Annotated in this window: 13 protein-coding genes; 8 read left to right on the top strand and 5 right to left on the bottom strand. The window is 63.0% G+C overall.

What is annotated here, in order from left to right:
• Positions 1-3,738: 3,738 nt before the first annotated feature.
• The 5 genes from trxA to QK290_RS09065 all read right to left on the bottom strand — a co-directional run bounded on the left by trxA (position 3,739) and on the right by QK290_RS09065 (position 9,782).
• A complete protein-coding gene (trxA, locus tag QK290_RS09085) occupies positions 3,739-4,065 on the bottom strand; it encodes a thioredoxin (RefSeq protein ID WP_058930642.1) in 327 nt (108 codons plus the stop codon).
• Between the two features lie 37 nt (positions 4,066-4,102).
• Positions 4,103-5,059, bottom strand: a complete 957-nt coding sequence (gene trxB, locus QK290_RS09080) for a thioredoxin-disulfide reductase (protein ID WP_282330354.1) — start codon at positions 5,057-5,059, stop codon at positions 4,103-4,105.
• A 247-nt stretch (positions 5,060-5,306) separates the two neighbouring features.
• Positions 5,307-6,872, bottom strand: a complete 1,566-nt coding sequence (locus tag QK290_RS09075) for an ABC transporter substrate-binding protein (protein WP_282330353.1) — start codon at positions 6,870-6,872, stop codon at positions 5,307-5,309.
• 181 nt (positions 6,873-7,053) lie between these two features.
• Entirely contained in the window at positions 7,054-9,189 is a 2,136-nt protein-coding gene (gene murJ / locus QK290_RS09070; protein WP_282330351.1) for a murein biosynthesis integral membrane protein MurJ, read from the bottom strand.
• Between the two features lie 92 nt (positions 9,190-9,281).
• Positions 9,282-9,782, bottom strand: coding sequence for an NUDIX hydrolase (locus QK290_RS09065; protein ID WP_282330366.1), 501 nt, complete (start codon positions 9,780-9,782; stop codon positions 9,282-9,284).
• A gap of 207 nt (positions 9,783-9,989) precedes the next feature.
• On the opposite strand from QK290_RS09065, the gene QK290_RS09060 reads away from it, so the two are divergent.
• The 8 genes from QK290_RS09060 (at position 9,990) to QK290_RS09025 (ending at position 20,919) form a co-directional block, all read left to right on the top strand.
• Positions 9,990-11,498, top strand: coding sequence for a CCA tRNA nucleotidyltransferase (locus tag QK290_RS09060; protein ID WP_282330350.1), 1,509 nt, complete (start codon positions 9,990-9,992; stop codon positions 11,496-11,498).
• On the top strand, positions 11,495-12,079 hold the full coding sequence (locus QK290_RS09055; protein ID WP_185262037.1) for a histidine phosphatase family protein: 585 nt from the start codon (positions 11,495-11,497) through the stop codon (positions 12,077-12,079). The genes QK290_RS09060 and QK290_RS09055 overlap by 4 nt, the downstream gene beginning before the upstream one ends.
• 104 nt (positions 12,080-12,183) lie before the next feature.
• Entirely contained in the window at positions 12,184-13,650 is a 1,467-nt protein-coding gene (locus tag QK290_RS09050; RefSeq protein WP_282330348.1) for a glycosyltransferase 87 family protein, read from the top strand.
• Entirely contained in the window at positions 13,643-15,082 is a 1,440-nt protein-coding gene (locus QK290_RS09045) for an NAD(P)/FAD-dependent oxidoreductase (RefSeq protein WP_282330347.1), read from the top strand. Before QK290_RS09050 ends, QK290_RS09045 begins: the two co-directional genes overlap by 8 nt.
• Positions 15,083-15,137: 55 nt before the next feature.
• Entirely contained in the window at positions 15,138-17,126 is a 1,989-nt protein-coding gene (locus tag QK290_RS09040; RefSeq protein WP_282330346.1) for a penicillin-binding transpeptidase domain-containing protein, read from the top strand.
• Positions 17,127-17,224: 98 nt separating this feature from the next.
• The gene (locus tag QK290_RS09035) at positions 17,225-18,907 is read left to right on the top strand and encodes an ATP-binding cassette domain-containing protein (protein WP_282330345.1); all 1,683 of its coding nucleotides are present in this window, start codon (positions 17,225-17,227) and stop codon (positions 18,905-18,907) included.
• Positions 18,908-18,952: 45 nt separating this feature from the next.
• Positions 18,953-19,726, top strand: a complete 774-nt coding sequence (locus QK290_RS09030) for a DeoR/GlpR family DNA-binding transcription regulator (protein ID WP_282330365.1) — start codon at positions 18,953-18,955, stop codon at positions 19,724-19,726.
• Complete coding sequence (locus QK290_RS09025) at positions 19,723-20,919, top strand: MFS transporter (RefSeq protein WP_282330344.1); 1,197 nt, start codon at positions 19,723-19,725, stop codon at positions 20,917-20,919. The genes QK290_RS09030 and QK290_RS09025 overlap by 4 nt, the downstream gene beginning before the upstream one ends.
• Positions 20,920-20,945: the final 26 nt, after the last annotated feature.

Raw genomic sequence — 20,945 nt, 5'->3', positions numbered from 1 at the left:
AAGAACTTAGACTCTGACTCCAGAAGCTCATCCAGCGGCGGCCTTGGCGGTGACGCGTGCCCACGGAGGAGTACATGCGTTGGGGACCGGCTCGAGACTGTCTGGGGCCCTGTAGGCGCGCGGCATGGCGCTACAGAAGGCCAGCATGGACACGTAGCCCGGGGCTCTTGTCCGATGTCTGTATTCCATCGCCGGTGGAGATGCTGAATAGATTGAATCCAATCGCTGCCAGGGCGCTGATGGAAGTGCGGCCAGTGACTTGCCCTGATCGTGGGGCAGATCATAAAGAACCGGCTGAGTGGTGGTGAGGCACGCGTGGAATGTATGTCAGTGCTTTGCGCTACCGATGGGGTCACCGGCTTCCGCATCCGAAAAGTCTATCGACGAATATCGCTGCTACATTCTTAGCGGTCTTCGCTTCGTCGGGGCATCTCGGCACAGCGGGGTCCCGGTATCCGTTGCTTGACTGACTCTCCCCCACACGACGCAACCCCGAGGTGGACGGTAAACGCCCGCTTTCGGATTGGATGGCAGAGGTATGAACCTGAGGCTAGGCATAGTCGTCTGGCCTGATGCAAGATTGTGGTTGGTTGGACGGTCCGGTCGCGGGGACTCAACGGAGCGTGACTTTAGCGGCACCCATTCACCAATGCCACCAATTCAGGCGATTGGCGGTCCGAACCTGCATGGGCATGGCCCCCAAAACTGGAGCCACAATGGCCATGGGCCAAGAAGACGAACAGAAGGAATGTGCGTTGTGAGCACGCCGTGTATCGTCGGGCGAGAAAGTTTCATCGCACCAAGAGGTAACGCCGTACCACTTCGGGGGCGGCACGGTCTAAATTGCACGGTGGATATCGCTGTGGATAACTTTGTGGATAGATTGTTCAGTGGCCAGGATCACTGGGAGATTCGCCGCATATCCGTGCTTCAAGGAACGGCCGGACAGCCTACGTGTCGTAGACCGTCTGCGATTCCGTTTCACGTGAAACACCGCTAAGTCCGCGCCAAAACGCTCGATCTACTCTGAAAGAGACGCCAATTGATGGATTTTGGACCTGTATGTCTATACGCGTATGGGTGACCTTCGCTTCCGTGTTGCCATCCACTGACTAGATTCCGATTCGAGCGTTGGCCGATGAACAGAAATGCTGACTGGGCTAGGCTTCGTCCAAGTTTACGGACCGGTGGGTATGCCTGTGGATATCGATGTGGATAACGTTTGGGGATAACTTCGGTATCAGTGGAAGACGCACACGACGGATAGCCGAGAGGCAGATCTTTTAGCCATACTTCGGATGAAGCAGATGGGGCCTTGTACTGGCTTCAGTGGCACCTTGCGCAGGTGCCCGCGCGCGGAAGGCGAGCGGCAGGTAGTGAAACCGATATGCGCCCGAGAGGATCGGCCGAGTCCTTGAGCTCGGAGGTGCGACACAGCCTGTGTTCAGGGCCTGCGGCTGGTTCCCTGTTCGGTCCCCTACCCTGCCAGGCATTCATCAATGGCGGCCATCTGACCGGGAGCTGTAGCCGGGACACTGTGTTGCTCCCGGCAGTAAGTCGCCTCCACAGATCAATCTTTCCACCGGACTATAGTCGTTGACGCTTGGGAAGCAGGGATTTGCCGAGAGCCTAGTGCCTAGTGCCTAGTGCCTAGAGACTAGAGACTAGAGACTAGAGACTAAACAACGATCGACTAAGGGCGGCCGCGTAGATCGTGTCTCCGTTGGTTTGCGCTGAGGATCCCCACGTCTGGTGAGCGGACTGCGTCGTACGTTGGCTTATGCTGGGCGTTCCCCGCTGCTCAGCACATTGCGACACATGTGCGAAGGCTCAGCCGCTGGTAGGCATACAAATGGCCACCAAGACTGTGTAGTTCGGTGGGCTGCAGAGTGCTCCCGTAGGTGGCGGCTGGGGCTCTCCCCCGGCCGGCCTCCCGGATGTACTTGGGTTCTTCGTGGTTTGCATGTATTGGCTTCTCATCGGTCGCACGAGTTTTAACATTGCTATGGGCAACTCGGCGGTTCATTGGTGTGGCCGTCTGGTAACCTACGTGATGCCTGAGATGGGGTGTCCCATCCGGTGAGGCACGGCATAAATTCGCTGAATTCGTTTCACGTGAAACATCTTGTGATGACACGGGAAATTGTGAAACTATGACCAGCGTTGAATGTGTTTCACGTGAAACAGTCGCCGCAGAGAGGCGTTGGTTTCGCTGCCTGCTGTGCTGACCTTTAGCCTAGGGCGCACAAAAGATGTCGGGTAAGGGGTCATGGATGCGGTCACGGCGTTGGGTAAGGGATAGGCCCTCAGCCGTGTAGGTTCAGTCGATAGGCAGGCCAGGAGGTGGCGTTCACCCCCGTACGGATTCTGATTCTTGGCTGGAGGCATCTTAGGCGGGGCGGCGCGAATCCCCAGGTCTAAGGTGCCGCATCCATTCCGTCTGTTTCCTTATCGCGTGGCAGACCCTCCCCCCTGGGTCAGGCCTGGTTTGCTGAACTATTGGTTGCATGTGGCTGGCTGGGATCGAGTGAGGCGGACAACAACTCTGGTTGGAGCGGTTTCGACCGTGTGTGAGTTGTCTACAGTCTGGCCAGATAGCAACAGCCACCATGCTTACGCCCGCGCTGAAGGTCTGGCGAGATTGGCGTAGAACGCGCCCTTGTAGGCATCACTGCCACTCGTATCTAGGGCCTTTTCCAATTTGTCGGCTTCTTCCTATCCGTCAGTGCTGTCCGCCAGCATCCTGAGTTCGACTCCCTGACCAGATAGCCCAGGTGGACCATCATTATGAACCGTCGCTTGCGTACAGGGCGGCTGGGAGTATTGGCGTTTGATTCAATCAAAGCGAGACCAACACTGATGGAGAGTTCAGAATGCGGCCAGGGTGCAGTCGATTGGCTCGATGTTCCATGCCACTATCGTTGCCCGACCATTGGAAGACCGGGCCCGTCAGTTTTTTTGCTTTCATCCGAATTAGATTGCCAAAAGATTTCTGGACATCAATTTGGAGGCCGCAGATTCAGATTTTGAGTTAAGGGACAAGTTGTTCGGCACTCCACGAATCCTGATCCATGTGACCAATGGTTGTGGGAGCCGCGCGCAGTCTGGTTGCCAACAGGGAAGGGACGCTGGCTGCTGCGGAATCGGACGATGTTTCACGTGAAACGTTGCATGTGAGTCAGGTGTGTTTGGGACCCAGGGCTACGCACTATTTGTGATTTTTGGCGTATTCTATGAATTGCTGTTCCTTTCCGAAACACAGAAACGCATGCGATGCCCCTTTTGCAGCGATCGTCCATGTTTCACGTGAAACAGTCCGGCTAGACGGCATCGGTCTCCTCTTGCCCCTGCAATCGAAACGATGTTCCGAATTGACGGCTAGCAGGATTCCATACCCCCGCTTTCGCCCTTTGCTTCGAAAAGTAAACAGAGGTTGATTGTTTGTATCCCCGCTGCAATGTTTCACGTGAAACGAACAGTCAATCCAGTGGACCGGACCTTGGGTCATCGTAAGTTTGTCTAATGGTAGTTTCGGACGTTCGGTCCACAAACCAGGCCGCCGGGATGGTCTACATAGGACCCTAGCTCAATTGGTGAATTCTGGGAACGAAGCAAGATCGAATGCAACCATAATAAGTCACTAATTGATTCATACCTAAATGCCTGTGGCCACCGCTTCATGAAAGCAGTGGCCACAGATCGGTGTCTCCGTCAGGCTGGACCGGAGACCAGAGCAGACTAGGACAGGACGTCCGCGAATTCCTTTTCGAAGAACTGCTTCGGCCTCGCACCGATAACGGTGCTTTTCACCTGGCCGTCCTGGAAGAGGTAAACGGCCGGGATGGACGTGATTCCGTACTCGGCGGCGATGGCGGGGTTGTCGTCGACGTTGAGCTTGACGACATTAACCTTCTCGCTGTATTCGACCGAGATCTCGTCGAGGATAGGTCCCAGCTTGCGGCAGGGGCCGCACCATTCAGCCCAGAAATCCACAATCACTGGCTTGTCAGCGGACAGCACGTCCGCAGCAAAACTTGCATCTGTTACGTCTTTAGCGTTGCTCATAACCTTGTCTCTCTCTTCGAACGGCGGGAACGCGAAATTACGCGTGAAGGTCTGCGAGGTAGTGTTCCACGTCGATCGCGGCAACACACCCGGAACCGGAGGCCGTGATGGCCTGACGGTAGGTAGGATCCACAACATCGCCGGCGGCAAAGACGCCAGAGATGCTGGTCTTGGAACTCCGGCCCTCGACGGCGATGGTACCGGCCGCCGTGATCTCCAAGGAGTCCTTAACCAGGTCAGTGCGGGGGTCGTTTCCGATGGCGACGAAGACGCCGGTGACGACGAGGTCGGATACGGTGCCGTCCTGCAGGTTCTTGATCTTGAGCCCGGTGACTTTGTCCGCTCCGATGACGTCCTCAACGGAGCTGTTCCAGATGAATGAAATCTTGTCGTGGGCCAGGGCACGGTCTGCCATGATTTTGGAAGCTTTGAGTGTGTCGCGGCGGTGCACAACGGTGACGGACTTGGCGAACTTGGTCAGGAAGAGGGCTTCTTCCATCGCCGAGTCTCCTCCGCCGATGACCGCAATGTCCTGGTCCTTGAAAAAGAAACCATCGCAGGTTGCACACCAGCTGACGCCGTGGCCGGAAAGGCGCTTTTCGTTCGGGAGGCCGAGCTCACGATAAGCGGATCCGGTGGAGAGGATGATCGCCCGCGCTTGGAAGGTCTCGCCGGTGCCGATGGTGACAGTTTTGATGTCACCATCGAGGTCCAGGGCTGTGACGTCCTCGAACTGGATTTCCGTTCCGAACCGGGCTGCCTGCTTCTCGAAGTTCTCCATCAGGTCCGGCCCCATGATGCCCTCGGGGAAGCCCGGGTAATTCTCGACGTCGGTGGTGTTCATCAGTTCGCCGCCTGCGGTGACTGATCCTGCCAGAAGCAAGGGCTTCAGATTGGCACGCGCCGTATAGACAGCGGCTGTGTACCCGGCCGGGCCCGAGCCGACGATGATGACATCACGTACTTCGGACGCGGTGTTTTCTGCGTTGCTCACTGAACGGTGAACCTCTTCCTTAGTCGATGCGCCGGCTTTTGCGGCCAGCCACATGGCACAACTGAATCTTGGTGGTGAATATTCCGGGCGCCGCGCCAACGGAGGAACCATCAGCGGTCGTGATCCCGCCCACTGGACGGGATGCCCTACCAGATTACCGTCTGACGACAGCTGAGCCGCGTCTGTTACTGCGGAGCAATGCTCCGGACATAACAGCCGCGGCTCAACAGGAACGACGCATGTGTCCTTATTGGATCTTGATCTCCGCAAGGCGTATGCCAAAGCCGTAGCGGGTCTTCGGGGCTGCCAGCTTGGGAAGTGTCTTGATGGACACGATGACGTACTGTGCCTCCACCGGTTCGGCCAGCGGCATGGTCAGATCAGAAGAAGTGAAGCTGTTGGTACCTACCAGCTTGGCGCCGTCCAGTGACGGACGGTCATTGGTGAAGACACTGAGGTTGCCACCCGAGGCTCCGAGCTGAGTCAAGGTGATGGAGGAAACCTTCGCCGGATTCTTCAGCTTGATGAACAATGGGACGCCATCGCTTGCGAGACCACCCCAGCCTTCGGTGGCAAATTCCATGTCCGACCAGTAGCTGGCCACATTGCCATCAAACGCCTTCACAAGATCGACATCGTAGGTCGCTGCGAAGTCAAAATCCCCCTGGCGGGTGATGCTGTCAATGACGGGCGGTGCTGCCGGTGGTGCAGAGCTCGGGGTGGCGGAGGCTGACCCGGTGGTTGGCTGTGTGGCGCCCGTAGAGTTGGAGGATGGGGCGGCTTGAGGACCCGCCTTAAAGAGACTGCCCAAGTTGGTGACCGCGAAAACAAGTCCTGCAATCAGAACCACGGCAAGCAGGCCACCCACCAGCCAGCGCATGGAGCGGGGCTCACGCTCGGGCTCGTCGTCGTAATAGTCATCCGTCCCGCCGGAAGGTGGTACTGCCGCCCCAGGAGATACGTTTCGGGCAAGAGACGGAAAGGACCCCGCTGCACGATCGGAGCGCTGGGGCGCTCGGGAGTCCACGGGTTCCTCGTAGCCTGAGTCCTGAGAGCCGGTGGAATAGTCGTCCTCAGACCACAAGGAAACCTTGGGCGTATCGGAGCCCGCACCGGTCCTGGGCTCAGCGGAACCGGAAACTGGCTGGTTTTCTGCAGACTGCACTGGTTGCGGCGCTGTGACGTGCTGGTGCGCGGCGGTGGCGCCAGCAGCGGTGCCCACGGAGACCCCTGTTGCTGTGGCTCCGGTCTTGGCAGACCCCGACGCCGGACGGACTGCCGGGCGGAGCGGCGGACGCGCAGGAACAACCGGAGGTATACGCGGCGGAACCACCGGCGCCGCAGAGCGGTAGGCGTCAACCTGGCTGGGGTGATTGTCCGCGTAGTTGATGTAACCGGCGTCGACGTTCTCTTCGTCGTCATACGGTTCCGGTTCGTGGGAACGCGCTTGGCCGAAAATTTCGCTGCCCAGCGTATCCGTGAAGAACGGCTCGACGTAAGGGGCATCGGAGGCAACCACGAGGTCCAGTAGATCTGCCGCGGACGTGTGGTTGGTGATGAGGTAGGTGGCGGCTTCAGTGACGCCGAGGTCCAGGACCTGGACATTGCCCGGGCGCTCACCGGTAGCCACCTCGCGGGCGCTCTGGGCCACCTGTTCGGTGTTATCCGGGCCGGCGACCAGAATGCTGACCGGTCGGTTGAGAACCTGGTCCACCCCGTCCAGCACCAGATCCTGGTCGTGTGAGGTCAATACCGTGGCAGTGACCTTGTACCGGCCGCCAAGTACTGATCCAACGTCGATCGGGTGGGACACGTGTTCCTCCTAGACTGTCCGGGTATGCCGGCGTAGATGATGCCACCGCCGGTCAGAAACCGGTCAAAATCCAGCCGGCGAGCCGGTCTGCGCTTGCCTGCAACTACCCCTGTTCACTGTCGATCCTAGCCGATCGGGCATGGCCGCCGTGGTCGACAGGCAACCAAAAACCTCGGGAAGATCACTTTTTTCGAGGCCGTCGTGGCTTGAAATGGGGGTTCTGTCCGGCCTGGCCCTGGAACGTGCGCCGGCCGGGAAGGGGAATCTCGTCGCGCAGCAGCCCGCCCCGTGCCGTGCCGGGAACGTCTTCGACGGGAAGGTATTCCGCAGCGGGTTCAGTGCCCCCGGTAGTTCCCCCGTGGGCACCCTCTCCTGGACCCGAAGCGGCACGCATTCCGGGTTTCCCCCGAAGAGTTTCCGGGACCAAAAGCGCCGCCTGGCGTTCCGGTACGGGACCTGCGCGGAACGACACGGCGTCGAATTCGCCGGATATCCGGGGAATCAGGCCGGTGTCCACTGAGACCGTGGCGCGTTCCGGCGTCGGACGTTCCGTTGAAGCAACGTCGGCGGCCGACGCAGGCGTTCCCCCGGTGCCGCCCGCAGGTAGGGTACCGCGCCCCAGGCGTCCCAGCAGAGGGCGTATGAGATCGCCGAGTTCTGCGACGTGGAAGATCTTGAGGAGGAAGAGATAGACAACCAACATGATCGGACCCACCACGATGACGGTCACCAGCGCAGCGGGCCGGCCGCTCCAGGCGAACCCGTCCGCGCTGTAGCTGCCCATCAGCCATAAAGCCCCGGCGCCCGCGATCGCGGAACCGAGCGCCGCATAGCCCATTCGGATGTACGAGTTGGCGATCCGCGGCCCGTCGAGGTGGCCCAGCAGTCGGCGCAGGAAGAAGGCGCTGATGATCACCGAGAGGATGTTGCCCACCATGTACAACAGGGCGATGGCGTAAATGATCTGGCCCACCGGCAGGAACTGGATCCCAAACGCACCGGCGACGTAAACCACGGCAAGAAGCAGTTGAATATTAAAGGGTGTGCGGGCGTCTTCGTTGGCGTAGAAAACCCGCGACATCATGAAGTTGGCGCTCATAAACGGGGTACTCAGCGCGAGGATGGTGAGCGTCTGGGCCAGCATCACGCCGTCCTGGCGCGGGCCACCGGAGAAGAACATGCCCAGCGGCCCGGCCAGCGCAAAGAGTGCCAGCGCTCCAAAGACCGTGGCCACCGCCATGGTGCGGAGACCGTGCGAGAGGGCGTCGCGGAGTTCTGCACGGTTGCCGTCCTGCGATGCACGGGTCATGCGGTTAAAGAGGACTGTGGCAAGGGACAGCGCAATGATCGAGTGCGGCAGCAGGTACAACTGGCTGGCGACTTCCAGGACGGCGTTGCCGGGCAGCATCTCTGCCGCTGGATCCCCCGCTTCCGTCAGCCGGAGCCGCTCGGCACCGGGAATAGTGGCGATACGCATGACGTACAGGAACGCGAACTGCCCGACGGCGGCGGTCAGGAGCGTCCATACGCTCAGCTTCGCAGCCTGGCCCAGGCCCACTCCTCGCCAGCCAAACCGGGGCCGGAGACCCAGCCTCAGGCGGATCACCGGGATCAGCAGGATCGCTGTCTGGGCCACCACGCCTATGGTTGAGAAGCCGGCCACGAGCAGGGTCTGGGAAGGGCCCCAGTTGTCCAGCGTGTGCGGATTCATGGCGTTCTCGCCGAAGATCCAGATGAACATGCCCAGTCCGCCAATGGCCACCAGGTTATTCATGATGGGGGCCCACATGGCCGGCCCGAACGCGCCGTTGGCGTTGAGGACCTGTGTCAGCAGGGCGTAGAGGCCGTAGAAGAAGATCTGGGGCAGGCACCAGAAGGCGAACGCAACTGCCAGGGCCTTCTGCTGCGGTGAATAGCCCTGTGTGGTCAGCTCAATGACCCACGGAGCAGCGAGCGTGACCAGCGCGGTGAGACCTAGCAGCAGGAGCACGGCCAGCGTCAGCAGCCGGCTGATGTAGTCCGCTCCCCTGTCAGGGGCTTTGCTCGCCTTGATGATCTGAGGCACCAGGACGGCGTTGAACACACCACCGGCCACCAGCAGGAAGATCAGGTTGGGCAGGTTGTTGGCGTTGATGAACGTGTCGTTAACCGTGGAGCCGAGGCCCAGCGCGGCACCCAGCATCCAGGTCTTGCCGAAGCCCAGGAACCGGGACACCAACGTGCCGGCAGCCATGATGGCGCTGGACCGCGTTTCACTGGCGGTTCCGCTCGGGGCGGCAGGGCCGGCTTTATCGGAGGGGGGATTGGTAGCTGACATCGCCTTCATCGTCTCACCCGGACGGTGTTTGCACCGCAACGGGCAGTCTATATGCCCGAGTATGCATACACGCATCTCCGGCGGAGACGGCCTTAGAGGTGTTCTGGCAGGACTTCCCTGGCCAGGTCCGCGATGCGCCGCTCGTTGGGGAACGAGAGCTTCCGTGCCAGTTCCTTGATGGGGACCCATGCGACGTCCACGGCTTCGTGGTCCGGATCGTTTTCGATGGTGAGTTCGCCGCCGCTGGCGCGTAGCAGGTAGTGGTGGACGGTTTTGTGGACACGGTGCCCGCTGACAGTGAACCAGTAGTCAATGCTGCCAAGCGGGGCCAGGATGTCGCCCTCGATGCCGGTTTCCTCGGCAATCTCACGCACTGCTGCCTGCTCGTTGTCTTCCTTGCCTTCCGGATGGCCCTTCGGAAGGCACCACTCCAGCCGTCCGCCCCTATTAAGGCGGGCAATGATCGCAACCCTTAGTTCGCCGTCGGATGTGTCCACCACGACGCCGCCGGCGGAAATTTCCTCCACCGTGGGGAGCGAGGCCGGGGCCGGGTGCAGGGCAGGCGCGACGTGGGCACCAATTGCCGACGGCAACGGTGCGTTTGTCCTCCTGCCGGGAGCGCTCGGTACGGGATGGGCCATGGAGTCCACTCTAACGACTCTTGTCCGATCATGATGACCGGAACATGACATCAAAGTGGACTGCGTATGACGCACTTTGAGGGGCTGCAGGCGAATAGGAGCGATCTTGAGGAGATTTTGGCCTGCCAAGCCGCTGGTTTCTGACAAGCTTAAGTAACTATGGCGCACGCACATCACAAGATTGATTCCAACACCGTCGATTTTCAGGTTGACCCGGTGGTCCTGGAGCTCGGGCAGCGCTTTGTCGACGCCGGCCACGAGCTGTCCCTGGTGGGCGGCCCGGTACGGGATCTCTTCCTGGGACGCGTCTCACCGGACCTGGACTTCACTACGGACGCCACCCCGGGCCAGACAGTTGCCCTGATCAAGAAGTGGGCGGACAACTTCTGGGAAATCGGCCGGGCCTTCGGGACAATCGGAATGCGGAAAGCCGGCTTCCAGATCGAGATCACCACATACCGGGCCGAGGCTTACGATCCGGAGTCGCGCAAGCCCGTGGTGGCCTTCGGCACCTCCCTGACCGACGATCTCCTGCGCCGCGATTTCACCATCAACGCCATGGCCCTGCGGCTCCCGTCGCTTGAACTCATTGATCCATTCGGCGGCGTCCGGGATCTCAACGCCGCCGTCCTGGCGACGCCCGCTTCACCCGAGGCCTCCTTCTCAGATGATCCGCTCCGTATGATGCGCGCCGCCCGGTTCGCCTCGCAGCTGGGCATTTCCGTGCACGACGACGTGCGGCTGGCCATGACCCAGATGGCCGAGCGGATCAAAATCATCTCGGCCGAACGGGTCCGTGATGAGTTGGTCAAACTCATCTGCGGTGCCCATCCCCGGGTCGGCGTGGACCTCCTCGTGGAAACCGGCCTCGCCGAGTTCGTGCTGCCTGAGGTGTCGGCCCTGAGGCTGGAATCTGACGAGCACCACCGCCACAAGGACGTCTACCAGCACTCCCTTCAGGTCCTGGAACAGGCCGCCGCCCTGGAAACGGATGCGGACGGCGCGGTGCCGGCCCCCGACTTTGTGCTGCGGTTCGCAGCGTTGATGCACGACGTCGGCAAGCCGGCTACGCGGCGTTTCGAACCGGGCGGCGCGGTCAGCTTCCGCCACCATGACATGGTGGGTTCCAAGCTCACTGCGAAGCGGATGAAGACTCTCCGCTTCGACAACGACACCATCAAGGCCGTGGCCCGGCTTGTAGAGCTGCACATGCGTTTCTACGGCTACGGTGACGCCGGGTGGAGTGACTCGGCCGTGCGCCGCTACGTCACGGACGCCGGCCCGCTGTTGGACCGGCTGCACCGGCTGACCCGCTCGGACGTCACCACCCGCAACCAGCGGAAGGCTGAGCGCCTCGCCTTTGCCTACGACGACCTGGAAGAAAGGATCGCTGTTTTGCGCGCGCAGGAGTCGCTGGACGCGGTCCGGCCCGATCTGGACGGCGCCAAAATCATGGCCATCCTGAACCTCAAGCCTGGTCCTGTGGTGGGCCGGGCCTACAAGTTCCTGTTGGAGGAACGGATGGAAAACGGACCCCTGCAACCGGACGACGCCGAAGCGCGGCTGCGCGCCTGGTGGGCGGAGCAGCCCGAGGCAGCACCCGCGGTTCCGGAAGCAGCAGAGCCTCCCGCCGCCGTCGAACTTTCCCCGAACGAGGAGTCCAAATGATTAACCCGATGACCGCGCCCCGCCCCCAGCTCTGGATCCTGCGCCACGGCGAGACCGAGTGGTCCAAGAGCGGGCAATACACCGGGCTCACCGACCTGCCCCTGACCGTGGAAGGCGAGCAACAGGCCGTGGAGGCCCGGAAGGTGCTGGACCAGGTGGACTTCGATTTGGTCCTGACGTCCCCACTGCGCCGCGCCAGGCGTACCGCGGAGCTGGCAGGTTACCCTGACGCCCAGCACGAGCCGCTGGCGGTGGAATGGAACTACGGCGACTATGAGGGCATCAGTTCGGACCTGATCCGCAAGGACAACCCGGATTACCTGATCTGGACCCATGGTGTGCCCAATGGCGAGACCCTGGACGAAGTGGCAGCCCGCGCCGACAAGATTGTGGCCAGTGTGCTGGAATCCGGTCTGGACAACGTGCTGATCGTGGCGCACGGGCACTTCTCCCGGATCCTCACCGCGCGGTGGCTGGAACTAGCGCCTGCCGAGGGCCGTCATTTCATTCTGGGAACCGCGAAGGTCTGCACGCTCGGCTGGGATAAGCGGACCCCGGCCATTGTCCGCTGGGGACTCTAAAGAATTTAGACGGAATTCTTTTTCCTACGGCGGCCTGAACTGAGGCGAGGGGCCGGATATGAAGTCCGCGGCCCGGCGGGGCACGTCCCGGTAAGCTCAAAGGCATGCAGGAGACGAAGCCACCGGGGCACGAACAGCGCACCCGCCTGGTAGTTCCCAGCCGCAGTGACCTGCTGCTGAAGAACTTCACGGAACTGATCGGCGGGCCGATGGGTGCCCGGTCGGCGCCCGGCCTCATCTCCCCCGGCGTATTTACCGTGGAACGCGTCCTCATCATCCTTACCGTAGCGGCGGCGTTGGCCGGCTTTGCAATCAAGGGCTACTGCCGGGCCAACGGCTGGGCGAGCCCTGGTCAGTTCTATTCCACGTGTTACTCCGACTTCCCCGAATTCTTCCGCAACCGCGGCCTCGGAGACGGCACGTTCCCGATCCTGAGGACGGAATCTCTTTTTGAAGATCCCGTCCTGGTGGGACTCATTGCCGGCGTGACTGCCTGGCTGGTCCCGGGCGAGGGCGTCAGTGACGCGCGGATCCTCGGTTACTTCGACGTCAATGCCACGCTGGTTGCAGCCGTCTGGATTGTCACGGTGCTGGCTACGGCCAGAATGGCGCAGCGGCGCCCTTGGGATGCGGCCATGGTGGCGTTGGCTCCCGGCATTGTGCTGGCCGGAACCATCAACTGGGACATGTGGGCCGTCGCCTTGTTGGCGCTCGGAATGCTGTGCTTTTCGCGTGAAAAGCTGGTCCTGGCAGGCATCCTGATCGGTCTGGCCGCAGCGACCAAGCCCTATGCCGCCTTGGTTCTCGGTGCCATCCTCCTCCTGGCCCTGCGGACAGGGCGGATCCGCGGGTTCCTGGTCACGGCCGGCGCCGGCGCAGCGGCATGGCTGGCCATTTACGTGCCTGTGGCCGTCTCCAACCCCTCCGGCTGGGGGTACTTCTTCAGGTTTACCGAAACGAGGGAAGCCGGCTATGGGTCTGTATGGTTCGCCTACAACCTGGTGGCCCGGCGCCTGCGCTGGCCGGTGCTGGATCCCGCCACCATCAACTGGCTGGCCCTGGCCATGTTCCTGCTGGCCTGCGCCATGATCGCCGCGGTGGCGCTGACAGCAACGCGCCGCCCGCGGCTGGCCCAGTTGGCATTCCTCATCGTGGGTGCATTTATCCTGACAAGTAGGGTCTATTCGCCGCAGCATGTCCTGTGGCTCATCCCTCTGGTGGCCCTGGCCCGGCCGCGGTGGCGGGATTTTCTTGTTTGGCAGGGCGTTGAAGGCCTGCACTGGGCAGCTGTCTGGATGTACCTGGGGCAAGTGACCAGCCAGGGCCCGACGCAGCACAATATTGACATGCCCTACTACGTCCTGGCCGTAGCAGCACATATGTTTGCAACGGCATATTTGATGTTCCGGGTTGTCTGGGACATCCATGACCCGGACTACGATCCCATCCGCCGCCATCGCCTTGATGATCCGCAGGGAGGACCGTTCGCCGGACTGCCGGATTGGTTGCGGTTCAGCCCCCGCCATCCCTCCCGCGCGGTGCTCCCCTGGCGGGCGAAATACCATGCCTGACGTCGCCATCGTCGGGTCCGGGCCCAATGGGTTGGCTGCCGCCGCCATGATGGCGCGCGCTGGCCTCTCCGTTGAAGTCCACGAGGCGGCGGCCACCATCGGCGGCGGCACCCGCACCGCCGAACTGATGCAGCCGGGGCACTTCCATGACATCTGCTCGGCCGTGCACCCCATGGCACTGGCGTCCCCCTTCTTCCGCGACTTCGAGCTGGCACGCCGGATAGACCTGGTGGTGCCGGAGCTTTCGTTCGGATCACCGCTCGACGGCGGACGGGCGGCCCTCGGCTACCACAGCATCGACCGGACGGTCCAAGGCCTGGGCAGGGACGGCGACGCCTACCGCAGGCTTCTTGGCCCGCTCGTTGACCGCATTGGCGGCGTGATGGATCTGACGCAGCACCAGCTGCTCAGAATTCCCCGGGATCCCCTGGCGGCGGTGCTCTTCGGGCTGCGGACACTGGAGCAGGGATCTCGGCTGTGGAACACCCGGTTTAAGGAGGAGCTTGCGCCTGCTCTGCTCAGCGGCGTTGCCGCCCATGCGGTCTCACACCTGCCCTCCCTGGCCTCTGCCGGTGCCGGTCTAATGCTCACCGCACTGGCCCACGCCCAAGGCTGGCCGGTTCCGCTGGGCGGATCAGCCTCCATTGCGGCCGCGCTGGAAGCAGACATCCGTGCCCACGGCGGGGTAATCCATACGGGGGCGCCGATTGAGGGCCTCCACCAACTCCGCGGCGCGCGGGCCATCCTGCTGGATGTGGCCCCCAAGGGGCTTCTGGCCATTACAGGCGACAGGCTCCCGGCCAGGTATCGGCAAGCCTTGGAGACGTTCCGCTATGGGAATGGTTCCTGCAAGGTGGACTTCATCCTGTCCGGTCCCGTTCCGTGGGCGGCTGAGGAGCTGGGCGACGCCGGCACGGTGCACGTTGGCGGCACGCGCGCGGAGCTGGCACTTGCCGAGAATGACGTGTCCGCTGGGAGGCACCCGGAACGCCCGTACGTTCTGGTGGCCCAGCCATCGCGCTTCGACACCGGCCGGGCGCCGGCGGGTCGTCAGATCCTCTGGACGTACTGCCACGTACCCGCCGGATCAACCCGCGACATGGGCGAGGCCGTGACCGCACAGCTGGAACGCTTTGCGCCCGGGTTCCGGGACGTGGTGGTGCAGAGACACGTGACCACGGCGGCGGAGCTGGCGAGCTACAACCGGAACTACGTGGGCGGGGACTTCAGTGCCGGCATCATGGACGTGCGCGGACTTGTCCAGCGCCCGGTGGTTTCCCGCGTTCCGTGGCGGACGCCCGTGCCCGGCGTGTACCTGTGTTCTTCCTCCACGCCGCCTGGCCCCGGAGTGACGGGGATGCCAGGGTACTTCGCCGCGAAATATGCCCTAAGGGACATGTTTGGCCTTGAAGTCCCCTCACTCGGTCTCTAAGCCGGGCACGGACCGGTGACAGCAACCTCGGTTCAAATCGGGGCATAATAGCGCGGTGGGGAACTCAAAAAAACTGTCACTTGCCATAGTTGGACTCATTCTCGGCGCCTCGCTGGTTGCCTGCGACGACGGCAGAGGAGGTGCTGAAAGCGTCGCCAAGGAGTTTGCGTCCGCGCTTTCCACGCTTGACGTCGGCTCGGTCGCCTTTGACGGCAAGGATTCCGGGGTGGCCAAACAACAGGTCCAGGACATCTTCAAGGCGCTGGATCCGGAGAAGCCTACTGTGGCGGCCGGTGAACTCACGGTGGACGGTGACACTGCGGCCGTTCCGCTGAACTACACCTGGAAAATCGGCGCCGGCGAGTGGAAATACACGGTCTCAGCACATTTCACGAAGTCCGGGGACAAATGGCTGGCCGTTTGGAACCCGGCCACATTGGTCCCGGGGCTCGCCGATAACGAAATCCTCAGCAAGGGCACGCAGTCGCCGCCGCGCGCCGACATCCTGGGCGCCGGTGACGCGAAGCTTGTCACATACCGGCCCGTGGTGAACGTGGGGATTGACAGGCTGCTGCTGGGATCCGCGGACGCCGCCGCGTCAGCCACCAAACTGGCCGAACTGTTGGGCGTGGATTCCGCCACCTATGCCCAACAGGTTGCGGCCTCCGGTCCCGAGGCGTTCGTCCGGGCCATCACCCTCCGTGACGAGGGCCGCACCATCACGGACGCGCAGATCACGGCCATTCCTGGTGCCCGCGCCATCCCGGAAAGCCAGCCGCTGGCACCCAGCCGAACGTTTGCAAGGCCAGTCCTCGGTACCGTCGGCGAGGCTACGGCGGAACAGGTTGAGGCGTCTGGCGGCGTGCTGACCGCCGGAGACGTGACCGGCATCGGCGGGCTCCAGCAGCAGTACGACGCACAGCTCCGCGGCACCGATGCCGTGGTGATCCGTGCGCAGCGGGCCGACCTCACCCGCGAACAGATCCAGGCCGCGGGAACAGATCCCCGCAAGGTGGTTTTCGAGATGGCCCCAACCCCCGGCACTCCCCTGAAAACCACGCTGGATCCAAACCTCCAGACACTCGCAGAGAGCACGCTTGCCGGTGTGGGCCCGGCGTCGGCCATTGTGGCGCTCCGTCCTTCAACCGGCGCGGTTCTCGCAGCGGCCTCAGGCCCGGGAAGCAACGGCTACAACACCGCAATGCTGGGCCAGTACGCGCCCGGGTCAACGTTCAAAATCATCGACTCCCTCGCCATGCTCCGCAACGGACTGACGCCAGATTCGAAGGTGGAATGCACCCCCACCCTGACCGTGGACGGCCGCACGTTCAAGAACGCGGAAGGCTACCCGGAAACCTCCCTGGGGTCGGTGGCACTCCGCGATGCCTTTGCCCACTCGTGCAACACGGCGTTCATCGCCGCGCGTGACACAGTCACGCAGGCCCAGCTTGAGGCTGCCGCCGTGGCTATGGGCGTGGCCGTGGAGGCCCCCTCGCTGGGCGCCGCGGCGTTCCTCGGGTCCGTTCCGGGCGAGGCTGCCGGCACCGAACACGCCGCCTCGATGATCGGCCAGGGCAAGGTGCTCCTGTCCCCGTTGGCGGCGGCCATCATGGCCGGCTCCGTGGGCAAGGGATCCCACGTTTCCCCGCAGCTGGTCCTGAACCCCGACGCCGGCGCAGCCGCGGCAGACACCTCCGGCGCGGCGACGGCGGACGCGGGTGCGCCGTCGTCGACCGTTACACCCGAGGCGCCGTCCAAGGCGTCCGGTCAGCCGATCACTGCCGCCGAGGCGGCGGCGCTGTCCGACATGATGCGGGCAGTGGTGACGTCCGGCCATGCCGGCTTCCTGTCGACCGTTCCGGGCGCGCCGGTGGGCGCTAAAACCGGCACGGCGGAGTTCGGCAACGAGAACCCGCCCAAGACGCACGCCTGGATCGTGGCTGTCCACGGTGACCTGGCCGTGGCCGTCTTTGTTGAGGACGGCGGCCTTGTAGCCACCACGTCCGGGCCTCTGCTCAAGCAGTTCCTTACCGCCGCCGGTTAACCCTCGGGTTTTTGTCCAGATAATCGGCGCAGAGTGGCGGCAACGGCACATTATCTGGACAAAAACTCGTGTGGGGCGGGCGTGGGAAGATTGTTGGCGTGGCACACATAGACATTTCCGGTATTGACTACTTCCTTTCCGATGGCACCCAACTGCTCAACGGCGTGACCTTCAAAGTCCCGGACGGCACCAAAACAGCCCTGATCGGCCCCAACGGCACCGGCAAGACCACCCTCTTCCGGATCATTTCCGGCGACCTTGTTCCGGATGAAGGTGTGATCGGGCGCTCCGGAAACATGGGCATCATGCGCCAGTTCGTCGGTCAGGTCAGGGACGAATCCACGGTCCGCGATCTCCTTGTTTCCGCCGCCCCGCCGGCCTTGGCCGCCGCTGCCAAGGAAGTGGACGCAGCTGAGCTCGCGATGGTGGAGCACGACGACGAGCCCTCCCAGATGCGGTACGCCCAGGCGATCGCGGACTGGGGAGACGCAGGAGGCTACGACGTCGAAACCGTCTGGGATGAGGTCTGCATGGCCGCCCTCGGACTGCCCTTCGACCGTGCGCAGCACCGCCCGGCGTCGAGCCTTTCCGGCGGCGAGCAAAAGCGCCTGGTACTGGAGGCCCTGTTTGCCGGCCCCGACCAGCTGCTCCTTCTCGATGAGCCGGACAACTACCTGGACGTGCCGGGCAAGCGCTGGCTTGAGGACAAGCTCAATGAGTCCAAAAAAACTGTCTTCTTCATCAGCCACGACCGCGAGCTGCTGAACAATGCGGCCGGGCGCATCGTGACCCTCGAACCGGGTATCAATGGCGCAGGTGCCTGGGTGCACGGCGGCGGCTTTGGCTCCTACGTTGACGCCCGCGCCGACCGGAACGCCCGCTTCGAGGAGCTCCGCAAGCGTTGGGACGAGGAGCACGTGAAGCTCAAGGAACTTGTCAACATGTACAAGAACAAGGCGGCCTTCCGCTCCGACATGGCCAACCGTTACCAGGCCGCCCAGACGCGCCTGGCCAAGTTCCTCGAGGCCGGGCCGCCCGAGGCACTGCCGATCGAACAGAACGTGCGCATGCGACTGAAGGGCGGCCGGACCGCCAAGCGAGCTGTCGTGGCTGAGAAACTGGAACTGTCCGGGCTGATGAAACCGTTCTCCACCGAGGTGTGGTTTGGGGACCGCGTTGGTGTGCTCGGCTCCAACGGCTCCGGCAAGAGCCATTTCCTGCGGCTGCTGGCCACGGGCGGGACGGACCCCGAACGCGAGCACCTCCCCGTGTCCGAAGTCGATATTGCCGAAGTGCCGCACGACGGCACCGTGAAACTTGGCGCCCGCATCCGGCCTGGCTTCTTCGCCCAGACCCACGTCCGGCCCGACCTCCTGGGCAAGACCCTGCTGGAGATCCTGCACCGCGGCGACGAGCACCGGTCCGGTCTGGGACGTGAGGCCGCCGCCGGCGCCCTGGACGGCTACGGACTGGCATCGCAGTCGGAGCAGAAGTACGAGTCCCTCTCCGGCGGCCAGCAGGCGCGGTTCCAGATCCTGCTGCTGCAGCTCTCCGGCGCCACGCTCCTGCTGTTGGATGAGCCCACGGACAACCTGGACCTCCATTCGGCCGAGGCACTGGAAAGGGCCATCGACCACTTCGAGGGAACCGTCCTGGCTGTCACCCACGACCGCTGGTTCGCCCGCACCTTCGACCGGTTCCTGGTGTTTGGTTCCGACGGCCGCGTCTACGAGTCCCCCGAGCCTGTGTGGGACGAAAAGCGGGTCGAGCGCGCCCGCTAAGCGTCAGGTAATGTTCATATGATCAAGAATTGCTATCATATGAGCATGAAGACAGAAGAGCGGCACCGCCTGATCGGGGAGATGCTGCGCCGCAAAACCGAGGTCTCGGTGGAGGAGCTGACCCTGGCGTGCGACGCATCGGGCGCCACCATCCGGCGGGACCTTGAGCTGCTCGCATCGCATGGCGTGCTTCGCCGGGTCCACGGCGGTGCCAGGAGCCTTATTGCCCGCGGCGAAAACCCCGGCTACGGCCAGCGCGAACTCGAAGATCAGGCTGTGAAGGTCAGGATCGCCGTCGCTGTGGCCGGACTGCTGGGGGAGCGCGAACATGTGTGGCTGGACAGCGGCACCACAGCCACGGAAATTGCCCGCGTCCTCCGCGGGCGCGAACTCACGCTAATGCCCATGTCCATGCGCTCCCTGGCAACGGTCACAGACGGCGACCCGCATGCGGGCCAGCGTCCTGCCCTGCTGCTCCCCGGCGGAAGCCTGGTACCCGGCGAGTTGTCGTTCCGCGGACCGCTCGCGGAAGCCAACATCCGGTCCCTGCGCTTCGACACGGCAGTGGTCACGCCCTGCGCCTTGAACCTCAAGGACGGCCTCCTGGCCCATGATCTGGAGGACGCCGCAGTGAAACGGGCCGGCCTCGAATCGGCGGCGCGGGTGATTGTTGCCTGCGCCGGTGCCAAGTGGAATGCCACCGCGATGGCCTTGGTTGCCCCCTTGGACGCAGTACACGTGATCGTCACAGACAAAGACCTGAGTGCGGACGAACTCGCACACCTCAACAAGCTCTCGGTGGAAGTAGTCAAAGCATGAGCATCAACACCAGCACGACTGCCGGGCCGTCCCTTAAGGCAGCCGCAGCCGCCACTTTTGTGGTCTTCGGTATCAACGGCTTTGTTTTTGCCAGCTGGGCCGCCAGGATCCCCGCCGTCACCGAGACGCTGCATCTGACCTCCGGCCAGATGGGCACGCTTCTACTGTGTATTGCCGTCGGCTCATTACTGGCCCTTCCGACGGCGGGACTTGTGGTGGGGAAGATCGGCACCGCCAATGCGGTGCGAGCAGGCGGTTTGCTGTCAGCCCTGGCCGGGGTGGGCATTGCACTGTCCTTGGCTGCGGAATCGGTGCAGGGCACTGCAGTTGCGCTGTTCATCTTCGGCATCGGCGTCGGGCTGTGGGACGTTTCCCAGAATATTGAAGGGGCAGACGTCGAGCACAAGCTTCGGCGCACCATCATGCCGCAGTTCCATGCGGCCTTCAGCGGCGGGGCCTTTCTGGGGGCGCTGATCGGGGCGGGCCTGTCAACGATCGGTGTTGGCCTGCCGTTGCACCTGCTGGCCATCGCCGGCGTGGTGGTGGTAGTGGCCCTCGTGGCGCCCCGCTACTTCCTCCCGCACATAGCTCACGCCCTTCCGGTGGAAGGTGAGCAGAAGACCGTGAAAGGGCCTTCTGCCTGGCGCGACAGCCGCACCCTGCTGATAGGTGTTGTGGTCCTGGGTGCAACACTTACTGAAGGGGCCGGAAACGACTGGATCGCCAAGGCCACCGTAGACGGACTGGGTGCCTCGGAATCGACCGGCGCTCTGATGTTCGCCTTGTTTGTGCTGGCGATGACAGCCATGCGGCTTTTCGGCGGCCGTGCGATCGACATCCACGGACGTGTTGTGGTGCTCCGGGCGAGCATGGCCGCCGCGGCTGGAGGCCTGTGTCTGTTTGTGCTCGCGGGGAACTTCTGGCTGGCCGGCGTTGGTGCTGCCCTGTGGGGTGTGGGCGCCGCGATGGCGTTCCCCATGGGGATGTCCGCTGCTGCCGATGATCCGAAGCACGCTGCGGCGAGGGTCTCGGTTGTATCCACCCTGGGGTATGTTTCCTTCCTCGCCGGCCCGCCGTTGCTGGGCTACCTGGGTGACCTCACGGGAATCCATCTGGCACTCCTGGCGATTCTCGCCCCGATCGTGGTGGCATTCCTCCTCGCCGGAGCCGCGAAACCCCTGGCCTCCAAGTAGGGACCTCCAAGGAGGATGGGACCACC

Source organism: Pseudarthrobacter sp. AL07 (assembly GCF_029960665.1).
Lineage (GTDB): Bacteria > Actinomycetota > Actinomycetes > Actinomycetales > Micrococcaceae > Arthrobacter.
Note: the sequence above shows the minus strand (reverse complement) of the source record. Positions and strands in the feature narration are given on the sequence as shown.